General features: G+C 68.2%; 11 protein-coding genes. 3 read left to right on the forward strand and 8 right to left on the reverse strand.

What is annotated here, in order from left to right:
- Nucleotides 1–416: 416 nt before the first annotated feature.
- A complete protein-coding gene (locus tag BT264_RS10390) occupies nt 417–974 on the reverse strand; it encodes a sugar O-acetyltransferase (RefSeq protein ID WP_072437427.1) in 558 nt (185 codons plus the stop codon).
- A gap of 401 nt (nt 975–1375) precedes the next feature.
- On the opposite strand from BT264_RS10390, the gene BT264_RS10395 reads away from it, so the two are divergent.
- Entirely contained in the window at nt 1376–1990 is a 615-nt protein-coding gene (locus BT264_RS10395; RefSeq protein WP_072437429.1) for a glutathione S-transferase family protein, read from the forward strand.
- Nucleotides 1991–2027: 37 nt separating this feature from the next.
- Here the strand turns inward: BT264_RS10395 and BT264_RS10400 are convergent, their stop codons facing one another.
- Nucleotides 2028–2990 (reverse strand): ion channel, encoded by a 963-nt coding sequence (locus tag BT264_RS10400; protein WP_072437431.1) that lies wholly within the window; start codon nt 2988–2990, stop codon nt 2028–2030.
- Nucleotides 2991–3182: 192 nt separating this feature from the next.
- Complete coding sequence (locus tag BT264_RS10405; RefSeq protein ID WP_072437433.1) at nt 3183–4202, reverse strand: sulfate ABC transporter substrate-binding protein; 1020 nt, start codon at nt 4200–4202, stop codon at nt 3183–3185.
- 452 nt (nt 4203–4654) lie between these two features.
- On the opposite strand from BT264_RS10405, the gene dapA reads away from it, so the two are divergent.
- The gene (gene dapA, locus BT264_RS10415) at nt 4655–5548 is read left to right on the forward strand and encodes a 4-hydroxy-tetrahydrodipicolinate synthase (protein ID WP_072437435.1); all 894 of its coding nucleotides are present in this window, start codon (nt 4655–4657) and stop codon (nt 5546–5548) included.
- 21 nt (nt 5549–5569) lie between these two features.
- Here the strand turns inward: dapA and BT264_RS10420 are convergent, their stop codons facing one another.
- The 3 genes from BT264_RS10420 to BT264_RS10430 are packed head-to-tail and all read right to left on the reverse strand — an operon-like array spanning nt 5570 to nt 7365.
- Nucleotides 5570–5950: a type II toxin-antitoxin system VapC family toxin gene (locus BT264_RS10420; protein ID WP_072437437.1), complete on the reverse strand. Its 381-nt coding sequence runs from the start codon at nt 5948–5950 to the stop codon at nt 5570–5572.
- A complete protein-coding gene (locus tag BT264_RS10425) occupies nt 5950–6261 on the reverse strand; it encodes a type II toxin-antitoxin system Phd/YefM family antitoxin (protein ID WP_110281344.1) in 312 nt (103 codons plus the stop codon). The genes BT264_RS10420 and BT264_RS10425 overlap by 1 nt, the downstream gene beginning before the upstream one ends.
- A gap of 15 nt (nt 6262–6276) precedes the next feature.
- Entirely contained in the window at nt 6277–7365 is a 1089-nt protein-coding gene (locus tag BT264_RS10430; protein ID WP_371287071.1) for a LysR substrate-binding domain-containing protein, read from the reverse strand.
- 106 nt (nt 7366–7471) lie between these two features.
- Here BT264_RS10430 and BT264_RS10435 point away from each other — a divergent pair, with 106 nt between their 5' ends.
- Complete coding sequence (locus BT264_RS10435) at nt 7472–8740, forward strand: MFS transporter (RefSeq protein WP_072437440.1); 1269 nt, start codon at nt 7472–7474, stop codon at nt 8738–8740.
- Nucleotides 8741–8757: 17 nt separating this feature from the next.
- Here the strand turns inward: BT264_RS10435 and BT264_RS10440 are convergent, their stop codons facing one another.
- Together BT264_RS10440 and BT264_RS10445 are read right to left on the reverse strand one after the other, a co-directional pair.
- Nucleotides 8758–10959, reverse strand: coding sequence for a TonB-dependent receptor (locus BT264_RS10440; RefSeq protein WP_072437442.1), 2202 nt, complete (start codon nt 10957–10959; stop codon nt 8758–8760).
- A 141-nt stretch (nt 10960–11100) separates the two neighbouring features.
- Nucleotides 11101–11739, reverse strand: coding sequence for a glutathione S-transferase family protein (locus BT264_RS10445; RefSeq protein WP_072437444.1), 639 nt, complete (start codon nt 11737–11739; stop codon nt 11101–11103).
- Nucleotides 11740–11818 lie beyond the last annotated feature (79 nt).

Here is an 11818-nt window from a genome sequence, read left to right on the forward strand (position 1 = left end):
AACCGCGCCGGAGATCGGGAAGCCGCGCCGGAGCAGGCGCTTCGCGCGATCGGGCACCGACACTCACCGCTGAATTTCACAGCATTTCGCGTCGTTCCTTGGATTGGTTATCCACAACCCTCTTCATGCATTACGTGGCATCCGGTCACCCTCACCGGTGAAATGCACAGGGCTGCGAGTCGTTTCGGTGCCGGATATCCACAACGGAGCGCGCGAAGGAACATGCATCGGCACATCGGCGGAAGCGGCCTGCGCATCGACGCGCGGCAATCGGGCAATAGCCGGAAAGCCCTGTCCAGACAGCCTTGGCGGCACCCTCACCATTCAAATGCACAGCGTTTCGAGTCGCCTTGAGGGTGGGTTGTCCACATCCGGCCCATTGCGCTGACTCAAGCCGACTCGCACTCCGGGCAACCTCACTCGGCAATCGAACGGATGACCGTTGCCGGATTGCCGCCGACCAGCGTATTCAGCGGAACGTCCCTGGTAACGACGGCCCCGGCCGCGACGACCGAATGCTCGCCCACCGTCACGCCGCCGATGATCGTCGCACCCGCGCCGACCCACACGTTCCGTTCGATCGCGATCGGCTTCGCGACGACGCAGTCGCGCCGCCGGGAAGGTTCGACCGGATGGCCGGACGTGATGAGGCTGACGTTCGGCCCGATCATCACGTCGTCGCCAATCTCGAGCCCGCCCAGGTCGTAGAACGTGCAGTTCTGGTTGACGAACACGTTGCGCCCGATCTTCATGCCGGTGCCGCCCGTCGCATGGAACGGCGGGATCAGCACGAAGCCGTCGTCCACCTGCGTGCCAATCAGCTCGCTGAACAGCGCGCGAACTTCTGCCGCATCGTCGAACGTCAGACGGTTGAGCCGCGCGGTAATCGCCATCGCTCGCTTGACCTCGGCCACCATGGCCGCCGATTCCGGCGTTCTTCGCGGAATGATCGTGGTGCGATCGTCGTTTGCCATTCGTTGCTTGTCTCCATGCGCGGTCGAACCGGCGGTGGGTGCGCGGCAGCGGCGCCGGGTTGAAGATTCCCGCGTTGCGCGAAGCGTCGCGATCACGGATGAATGCCTGCACTGCCATGTGCACGAGTGCAGCGGGAGAGGCGGTGCATTGTAGTGACGCAGGCTTACACCGGGATTTTTCGACGTTATTCATAACTAGTTTCAATATAACTAGTTATTCGAAGAATCCTTGTAACAGCGGGCTTCGCCCGGCCTTCCACCCGATTCATGTCCGACACAACACACCGGACGAGACGCGCGCAGCGGGCCGCCCCTGGCCGGGCGCGTCTGGCCGAACCTCCTGCGCTCGGGTACGCTTGAGCATCCACCGGACCCTGCCTGCACCCAAACGCGGAGGCACGATGAAGCTCTACTACTGGCCGAAGACCCGGGCATTCCGGGCGTTGTGGATGCTCGAGGAAATCGGCGTGGTGTACGAACTCGTGCCGATCGACCTGCGCTCGCACGAACAGGGCAGCGACGCGTTCGTCCAGGTCAACCCGATGGCCAAGCTGCCCGCGCTCGACGACGGCAGCGCGCCGTTCGCCGAATCGGGCGCCGTGCTGCTCTATCTCGCCGACCGTTGCCCCGGCGCCGGGCTCGGCATCGCACCCGACGATCCGCTGCGCGGCCGTTTCCTGCAATGGATGTTCTTCACGCCGACCTGCCTCGAACCGGCAATGGCCGAGAAGTTCACGGGCGCATCGGGCAATCCGGTCGCGTTCGGCTGGGGCAACATCACGCGCGTGCAGCGCGCGCTCGCGCAGACGCTCGCCCACAGCCCCTGGCTCGTCGGCGAGCGCTTCACCGCGGCCGACCTGCTGCTCGCCAGCACGCTGAAGATCGCGTTCGACGCGCATCTGCTACCGCACGAAGGCGTGCTCGGCGACTACGTCGCGCGAGCCGAGGACCGCGACGCGTTCCGCCGCGCGGTCGCGATCGAGCAACGCGAAGCGGCACGTCTGCTGCACGCGTAACGCATGCGGGGCGGCGCCCGCCGCCCCTCGAGCACACCTACGCAGCAGGCCCCTGCGCCGCCGCGCCCGCGTCGACCACCACGCCCGGCGAACCGCGCTCGTCGGTGTCGGCGTCGACCGGCACTATGTCGTGAAAATGCGTGTAGTCGATGTGCGTGATGCCGTCTTCGTCGTGCATCAGGTCGACATAGCGGTGACGCCAGCGGATCTCCCCATGTGCCCACGAGTGACGCGCCTGCATGACCTGCGCGGTCGTCTCGTCCGAGCCCTCGATCGTGATCAGCAGCGACGCGTCGCGCGCGGCGAGCGATTCGGGCGTCTCGCCGAACAGCGCGCTCGATTCGTCGATCACGTGCATCAGGTTCCAGCCGAGCAGGAAGATCGGATGCTCGCTGCGCACGAGCGGCAGGTCGTGGATCTTGCGCAGCGAGTAGCCCTCGTGCGTGCCTTCGACACGCATCAGCCGCAATTTCGCCTGCGCCTCGGCAATCACGTTCTGGCGCGCATTCGCGGCGCGCACCATCAGCGTCATTCGGCCGTTCAGCGGCCGCACGATCGCATAGCGCGCGAACAGGATCTTCGCCTGCGGCCTGGAAAACCGCGCGAACACGAGCCCCGTGGCCAGCGCGATGCTCGACATCCCGACGAAGATCTCGAACGTCGCGACCAGGTGCGCATAAGTGGTCTGTGGATGCATGTCGCCGTAGCCGACGGTCGCGAGCGTCTCGACGCTGAAGAAGAACGCGCCGCCGAACCCGGCCGGCGACTGGTTCGCGATCGGCGCGTGGCCAAGCATGTAGAGCATCGCGAAGCCGCCGTTGAGCAGCAGGAACAGCACCGCGAGCGACAGGAAGAACACGGGCCAGCTCACCGTCAGCGCGCGGTGATAGAAGTCGCGCCAGCCGAGCGGCGGCATCCCGTACGCGATCACCGGGCGGGTACCCGACCAGATCTTGCGGCCACGGCCGCGGGAAGCGGGGGAGGACGAATCGACGTTCATCGCGCGATGCCGGTTGCAGGAAGGCGATGAGCGTAGCACGCGCGGCGGCGGCCGGGAATGCGCGCCGATTCGGAATGGAAATTTGCCGCGCCGCCGGACGCGGGCGGCCGCACAGCGTCGAAAAAAACCGGCCGCATGAAAGCAGCCGGCTGCATCGTCATCGTGCGGACAAGCGCGCGGTGCGCGCCGTTATCACTTCCGGTCGACGATCACCTGGTCGAACGTGCCGCCGTCGGCGAAATGGGTCTTCTGCGCGTTCGCCCAGCTGCCGAAGACCTGCTCGACGCTGAACGTCTTCAGCGACTTGAACTCGGCCGCATGCTTCTTCAGCACGTTCGCGTCGCGCGGGCGCAGATGATGCTGCGCGATGATCTCCTGCGCTTCCGGCGTGTACAGGTAGTCGAGATACGCCTGCGCGACCTTGCGCGTGCCCTTCTTGTCGACGACCTTGTCGACGACGGCGACGGGCGGCTCCGCGAGGATGCTCGCCGACGGATATACGGCGTCGAACTGCGCGCCCGACGCGCCGGTATCCATCAGCGCGACTTCGTTCTCGAACGTGACCAGCACGTCGCCGATGCCGCGCTGCGTGAACGTCGTCGTCGCGCCTCGGCCGCCCGAGTCGAGCACCGGCACGTTGCGGAAGATCGCCTTCTCGAAGTCGAGCGCCTGCTGGTCGGTCGCGCCCTTCTGCTTCTGGAAGCCCCACGCGGCGAGATACGCGTAGCGGCCGTTGCCCGACGTCTTCGGGTTCGCGATGATCACCTGGACGCCCGGCTTCGCGAGATCGCTCCAGTCCTTGATCGCCTTCGGGTTGCCCTTGCGCACGAGGAACACCATCGTCGTCGAGTACGGCGAGCTGTTGTCCGGGAAGCGCGCGCGCCAGTCCTTCGGCAGCAGCTGGCCGCGCTCGGCGAGCAGGTCGATGTCGTTCGGCTGGTTCATCGTCACGACGTCGGCCTGCAGCCCCTGCAGTACCGACAGCGCCTGCGCGCTCGACGCGCCGTGCGACTGCTTGAGCGCGACCGTCTCGCCGGTCTTCTGCTTGTACGCGGCGGCAAAGCTCGCATTGATGTCCTTGTACAGCTCGCGCGTCACGTCGTACGACACGTTCAGGATCGACGTGTCCGCGTGCGCAACCGTCGCCGCCACGACCAGCGCCGCCGCCGCGCCCGTGTGCAGCCAGCGGCCGATTCCCTTGATGCTTGCCATCGTGATATGCCCCGTTTCCAGTGGTGGTGAATGTGCGTGACGGCACGCGTACGCGCTGTCATCGAAACGTAAGCGGGCATTCTAGCGGCCGGCCGCGGCGCGCTTTCCAATCAGTCGTGGAAAGCAAATCTCGAATCCTGCTAAACGGCGGCGGACGCTCGCGCGCGCGCCAGATCCGGTGTTAAGATCGCCGTTCAGCCCACTTCACGGTTCATCCATGTCCGCTGCCCTGCGCTCGCTCCCGATCCTCGCCGCCGTCGCGGCAGGTGCGCGCGCGGCCGGGCTGAAACTGAAAAAACGACTCCTCGACTGACGGGGACGTCGCGTCCCGTCAGGCGAATGCCGGACGGGATGCCCGCAGGTCGTTTCTTTCTCCTTGCCCGCATGCCTCGTTCCGGCACTCCGCCGGCGGAACGGTTCCTTCCCACTCCGTTTCCACCATGAGGCTTTGCATGCACACACGTTTCGAAGGTATCTGGCTGCCGATCGTCACGCCGTTCCACCACGGCGAAGTCGATCATGCGCCGCTCGCGCGGCTCGCGCGCCACTATGCGGCCGCGGGCATCGCGGGTTTCGTCGCGGGCGCGACGACCGGTGAAGGCGTGCTGCTCGACGCGCGCGAACAGGACGCCGTGTTCGCGACGCTGCGCGACGCGGCGCCTGGCCTGCCGATCGTCGTCGGGCTGACCGCGAGCGCGACGCATGTCGCGGCGGCTCGCGCGCGCGAACTCGCCGCGCTGCGGCCCGACGGGCTGCTCGTCACGCCGCCCGTCTACGTGCGGCCGACGCAGGACGGCATCCGCCGCCATGTCGAGGCGATCGTCGACGCGGCCGACCTGGCCGTGCTCGTCTACAACATCCCGTACCGCACCGGCGTGAACGTCGAACTGGAAACGCTGCAGGCGCTCGCGCGCGACCCGCGCGTCGCGGGCATCAAGGAATGCGGCGGCACGCTCGACCGGATGAGCCGGCTCGTGCACGACACGCCGCTTGCGATCCTGTCCGGCGACGACAACCAGAACTTCGCGGCACTGTGCGCCGGTGCGCACGGCGCGATTGCCAGCAGCGCGCACGTGCTGCCCGAATGGCATGTGCGCATCCATGCGCTGCTGCGCGACGGGCGGCTCGCCGATGCGCGGCGCCTGTCGGTCGCGCTGCAGCCGCTCGTCGCGGCGCTGTTCGCGGAGCCGAACCCGGCGCCGGTGAAGGCCGTGCTGGCCGCGCAAGGATGGTGCGAGGACGGGTTGCGGCTGCCGTTCGTGCCGGCGAGCGACGGGTTGCGGGAGCGGCTGGCCAAGCTTTGTGCCGAACTGGAAGCGTCTGCGCAAGCTGTCGCGGCAGCGTAGGATTTCGCTCCAAAAACTGTTTCAGACCGTCAGAATCCGCGACGCGCCATACTGCGAAAGATGGCCGTCCGCGGTGATAAGCAGCAGCGGTTCGTACCGCGCTTGCGCGACAAGCAGCCGGTCGAACGGGTCGAGATGATAATGGGGCAGATGGCGCACGGCCGCGCCGTGCGCGGCCCGAACCGGCAGTTCGCGGTACTGGTTCGCGTCGATCCTGTCGACCAACCGATCCACATCGACGTCCAGCTTTCCCTTCCCTGCCTTGATCGCCACTTCCCAGATGCTCGCGCTGCTGATGAACACTTCGTCGGCAGCGGTGATCAGATTACGCGCACGAACGCTCAGTTTTGGATCGTTCGCCAGCGCCCACAGAAAGATGTGCGTATCGAACAGCAGCCTCATTACTTCCCTACGAACGCGGCAAGCTCTTCGGCGGAAAGCGGTGCGTCGAAGTCATCGGCGATCCATATCTGCCCCTCGAGGGCGCCGAATGAATGAATTGGCCTGAGCGGCACGAGCCGGACCGACTGCTTGCCGTCCTGCATGATCACGACGCGTTCGCCCGCGATCGCGGCATCGACCAGCCGCTGCAGATCGAGCGAGGCTTCCTGGAGGTTTGCGACTTGCATGATGAGCTCCGTCCATTGAGTGATCACCATTGTCGCGACATTCGCCCCGTTGCTCCAATAGGCCGAACGTTCAGCTGAACGCATGCCAGTCGACCCGTATCAGGCCACCAGCGCCGCCACCGCCCCCTCCGTCGCATCCCGCACCGCCTGCGTCACGATCCGCGCGAGCCGGTCGACGGTCGGCGTCGCCGACGACGTGCGCCGCAGCAGGATCAGCGGCAGGCTCGGCAGTTCGGGCAGCCCGGACGACGCCGCGTCGAGCACGCGCACCGACGCGGGCAGCCCGTAGTGCGAGCGCACCGTCAGCCCGAGGCCGGCCGCCGCCGCCGCCCATAGCCCGGCGAGGCTCGGCGTCGTGAATGCAACGCGCCACGGCACGCCCGCGCGGTCGAGCGCATCGGTCGCCGCGCCGAAGAACCGGCACGGCCGGTCGAACACGACGAGCGGCAGCGGCTCGCCAGGCGCGCGCACGGCACGGCCGCCCGCTTCTCCGCCCGTTTCGCGGCCCGTTTCGCCGCGCGCAACCGGTGCCGCACCGTCTTCCGCCCCCTCCCCGCCGCCGTCCGGCATCCCGAAACCGCCCGCGCCCACCGCGCCGATCCATTGCATCGGCACCTGCGCGATCGCTTCGCTGTCGATCCCTGCCCGCGACACGAGCGCCGCCGACGCCGGATCGCCCCATACGAGCGCGAGATCGAGCTGGTTCGCATCGAGCCGGTCGAGCAGATCGGCATTGCGCGCCACGCGCGCCTCGATCCGCACCTTCGGATGCGCGCGCGCAAATCGCCCGAGCACGTCGGGCAGGATCGCCTCGCCGAAATCCTCCTGCAGCCCGACGCGCACCCAGCCGTCGAGATTCACGCCGCGCACGGCCGCGGCCGCCTCGTCGTTCAGCTCGATCATCCGCCGCGCGTAGCGCAGCATCGCGTCGCCGGCGTCGGTCAGCGCGAGCCCGCGCCCGGCTTTCACGAACAGCGGCGTGCCGGCCTGCTCCTCGAGCTTGCGGATCTGCGCGCTCACTGCCGACGACGAACGCGCGACACGGTCGGCCGCCTTCGCGAAACTGCCGAGATCCACGCCCGCGACGAGGCTGCGCAGCGCCGCCACGTCGAAATTGGGCCGGGCCTGCGCGGCATCGGCCATTGCGGGCGGCTCGTCGCCGCCACGGGGAAGGTCTTGTCCGGGCACGTCAATCATCCTGTTTTACCGAACGATTCATCAAAAACTTTCCAATTTTCAGGATGAATGTAGGCCGCCAGACTGTCGATGTCAATTTCCAATTGGGCCTGCCACCATGGATACCATCTGCATCGCCTCCCCGACCTCGCCCGCCCGCGACGCGCGCGGCCCGGCCCACCGCTGGCGCGTGCTGGCGGCCGGCGTCGCCGCGAACATGAGCTTTTCGGCCGCCGCGGCCGGCATTCCGACCACGGCCGTGTGGATGCGCACGGCCTATCACCTCGACAACGGCGCGCTCGGCCTCGTGCTCGGCGCGCTCGGCTTCGGCGTCGCGCTGTCCGAGCTGCCTTGGGGGATCGCCGCCGACCGCTTCGGCGATCGCCGCGTGCTGCTGTCCGGGCTCGTCGCGACGGCCGCGATGCTCGCGCTGATGGTGTGCACGATCGTCCCGACCGCGCACGCGGTGCCGCCGCTGATGCGCGTCGTCGCGATGATGAGCTGCGTCGGCCTGCTTGGCGGCAGCGTGAACGGGTCGAGCGGGCGCGCGGTGATGCGCTGGTTCGGCGAGCGCGAACGCGGCCTCGCGATGAGCATCCGCCAGACGGCCGTACCGCTCGGCGGCGGCATCGGCGCGGCACTGCTGCCGTCGCTCGCGTCACACCTGGGTTTCGCCGCGGTGTTCGGTGTGCTGATGCTGTTGTGCGCGGCATCGGCCGCGCTGACCTGGCGCTGGCTGCACGAGCCGCCCGCCGCGGCGGCCGCAGAGCACGGCTCCGTGCCTCGCTCCGTCGAGCAGCAGCAGCCCGCTCGGCATGCGCGCGGCCCGCTCGCGAGCGGCCGCGTGTGGCGCATCGTGCTCGGCATGGGCCTGCTGTGCACGCCGCAGTTCGCGGTGCTCACGTTCGCGACGGTGTTCCTGCACGACTTCGGCCGGCTCGGCCTCGCCGGCATCAGCGCGGCGATGGTCGCGCTGCAGCTCGGCGCGATGGTGATGCGCGTCTGGAGCGGCCGTCATACCGACCGGCACGGCAACCGCCGCGCGTACCTGCGCGGTTCGGTGCTCGTCGCCGCCGGGTCGTTTGCGCTGCTTGCAGCCGCGACGGCCGGCAGCCCGCACGTGCCGCTCGCAGCGATCGTCGCGATTCTCGTGTTCGCGGGCGTCTGCGTATCGGCATGGCACGGAGTCGCGTATACGGAGCTCGCGACGCTCGCCGGCGCGAACCACGCGGGCACCGCGCTCGGGATGGCGAACACGATCGTCTACCTCGGGCTGTTCGCGACGCCGCTCGCGATTCCGCCGTTGCTCGCCGTCAGTTCGTGGAGCATGGTCTGGCTCGCGGCCGCGCTGGTCGCCGGCGCGACCTATCCGCTGTTCTCGCGGTAGCGGGCACGCGCAAACCGTCAGAACTTGTACACGGCCGACAGCATCGCCGAGCGACCGTCGCCGAACTCGACCGCGGACGATCGCGATTCGCTTCCCGACACCTGCCGCACGCGCTCGACATATGCGCGGTCGAACAGGTTGTCGACGTTCAGCTGGAAACGCAGCCGGCGGCTCACGTCGTAGCCGGCCATCAGGTTGTGCACCCAGTACGCGCCAAGCTTGCCGTCGCCTTGCGACGTCACGTTGCGCCGGCCGACGAAATGCGAACCATAGCCCACCGTCCAGCCGGCCGGCAGCCGATAGGTCGTCCACAGATTGAACGCGTGCCGCGGCGTGTTGCCGAGCGCCTGCCCGTCGCGGCGCGGCGAAGACGGCGAACTCAGCGTGACGCTCGCCAAATACGTGTAGTTCGCGAACACGTCCCAACGCGGCGTCACCTTGCCGGCGGCACCGAGCTCGATGCCGCGCACGCGCTGCCGGCCAACGAGCGCGTAGCTGCCGTCGGCCATCCGTTCGCGCGCGTTCTTCTTTTCGGTCTGGAACAGCGCGCCGTTCAGCGCGACGCCGGCAAGTCCCTCCCATTTCGCGCCGAGTTCGAAGCTCTCGTTCTTCTCGGGCGCGAGCGCGCCCGTCGCCGCGCTCACGCCCGAGCCCGTCGTGACGAGAAACTCGGCGGACGGATTGAACGACGTGCCGTACGCGAAATACGCACGGCCGTTGTCGGTCGGCTTGAACACGAGCCCGGCGCGCGTGCTCAGGTGACGGTCGGCGCTGTCCGCGCGCTCGGTCGGCTTGCCGGCCGGCGTGCCTTCCGAGCGGCCGTCGATCCAGTCGTGCCGCAGCCCGACGTCGACGTCCCAGTACCGGCCGAGCGCGATCGTGTCGAACGCGTAGAGCGCCTTCACGACCAGCGCCGTGTCGTTGTGCGCGCTGTCCTGGCGCTGCGCGGGGCCGCGCCAGTCGCCGGGCGGCGCGGCGAGCGGAAAACCGCCGGCCGGGTAGAACCGGTTGAGCCCGTACGAATAGGTCGTGCGGTCGTACGTTTCCCGCGAGATCTCGAAGCCGGCAACGAGCGTGTGCCCGAGCCCGAACGTGCCGAACGTGCTCGTGACGTTCGTCTGGTTCGCCCACATCGCCGTCGACGCATCGCGGCCGTAACCCTGCGGCCCGGCCGGCTTGTAGCGCCCGGGCGGCAACCCCTGCAGGTTCACGTGCGACGCGGAGATCACCGTGTCGCGATGCAGGTGCGCATAGCGGCTCAGGTTCTGCAGCTTCAGGTTCGACGACACGTCGTGCTCGGCCTTCACGGTGAACGCGTCGGACGTGATGCGTTCGCGGTCGAGGTTGCGCCAGCCGAAATAGCTGTCGCGCGACACGCCGCCCAGCACCTGCCCGCCGTGCGCGGGCAATCCGTAGTCGGGCAGGTTGTTGTCGTCCTGGTGGAAATAGCCGAGCGTGACGCGCGTCGGCGTGCCGAGGCCGAACGCGAGCGACGGCGCGACGCCCCAGCGCCGCTTGCGGATGTCGTCGCGGCCCGGCACGTCGTTGACGTGCGCCATCGCGTTCAGGCGGAACGCGGCCCTGCCGTCGGTACCCGGCAGCGGCCGGTTCGCATCGAGCGTCACGCGCCGGTAGTCGGACGTGCCGAGCGTCGCACCGGCTTCCGTGAATGCACCGGCCTTCGGCGCCTTGCTGACCAGATTCACCGAACCTCCCGTGGTGCCCGCGCCGCCGAACACCGAGTTCGGCCCCTTGATCACCTCGACCGCCTCGACGTTGAACAGGTCGCTGCGATTGTTCTGCGCGCTGTCGCGCAGGCCGTCGAGCTGCAGGTTCGCGTTCGCGCCGAAGCCGCGGATGTTGAACATGTCGCCCGATCCGCCACCGCCCTCGCCTGCGTTGAACGTGATGCCCGCAACGTTCGACAGCGCTTCGCGCAGGCTCAGCGCCTGCTGCTCGTCGAGCACCGCGCGCGGCACGACGGTGATCGTCTGCGGCACGTCGAGCAGCGGCGTCGCGTATTTCGCGGAGCCGGAGCGGTCGACGCGCGAACCGGTGTCGCGGTCGCCCTGCACGAAGATCGGACTCAGGTGCGGCGCCTGCCGCGAGTCCACCTCTTCCGCGCACGCCGGTGCGGCCGCACAGGTCATCATCGCGAACGCAACGGAAGCAGTCGCGCGACGCGGCGGCGTCGCGCTCGACACAATGCAACGACTCATGTTCACTCCACCTCATTGACGAGAATGATTCTCATTCAACATGAATGGACATGGCATGGCAATTGGACGTGTTCGAATTTCGTTATGCGAACGAACCCGGAGACGAAACCGGCGCGCGATCGATCGGGCTGGCTCGCGCTGTCAGCCCGCCTCGCGCGCCAGCGCGCGCCGCGCGGCCGGCCGTTCGGCCTCGCGCTGCGCATGGGCGGTCCACGCGGGATGCCGCGTCATGTCGAGCCCGATCGCGACGCCCCAGCGATACAGCACGAGCAGGAACGGATCGACGATCGAATGGCCGCCCGGTTCGGCCCATGTGCGGCCGTCAGCGAGCGCGGCTTCGATCTTCTCGTTCGCGGCATCGATCGTGCCGCGCCCGTGCGTGCTGACCGCACCGTGCAGGGCCGGGTCGCCGATGAAGCGGCCCGGCCGCCACAGCGCGCCGTAGCCGACGCCATGCACCCAGCCGACCAGCCAGGCGAGCCATTCGTGGCAGCGCGCCTCACGCAGCGGATCGTCGAGCGGCAGCAATCGCGCATCCGGATAACGGCGCGCGAGATACGTGAGGATCGCGGGCGTTTCGGTGAGCACGCGCGGCTCGCCCGGAATCGCGAGCACGGGCACGCGCGCCTTCGCGTTGATCGCGAGATAGCGCGCGTCGAGGTTCTGCCGTTTCTGCAGGGAGACGATCTCGACGTCGAACGGCGCGCCGGTTTCCTCCAGCGCGATGTGAGCGGCAAGCGAGCAGGCGCCCGGCGAAAGATAGAGACGGTATGCGTTCATGATGGTGTGGCCCGACCGGGCTGTGGAAGACGGAACCGAGTGTAGGAACGCGCGGCCGGGCGCCGCAAACGATGAATTG

This window comes from Burkholderia sp. NFPP32, assembly GCF_900119325.1.
In the GTDB taxonomy this organism is placed as follows: Bacteria; Pseudomonadota; Gammaproteobacteria; order Burkholderiales; family Burkholderiaceae; genus Burkholderia; species Burkholderia pyrrocinia_C.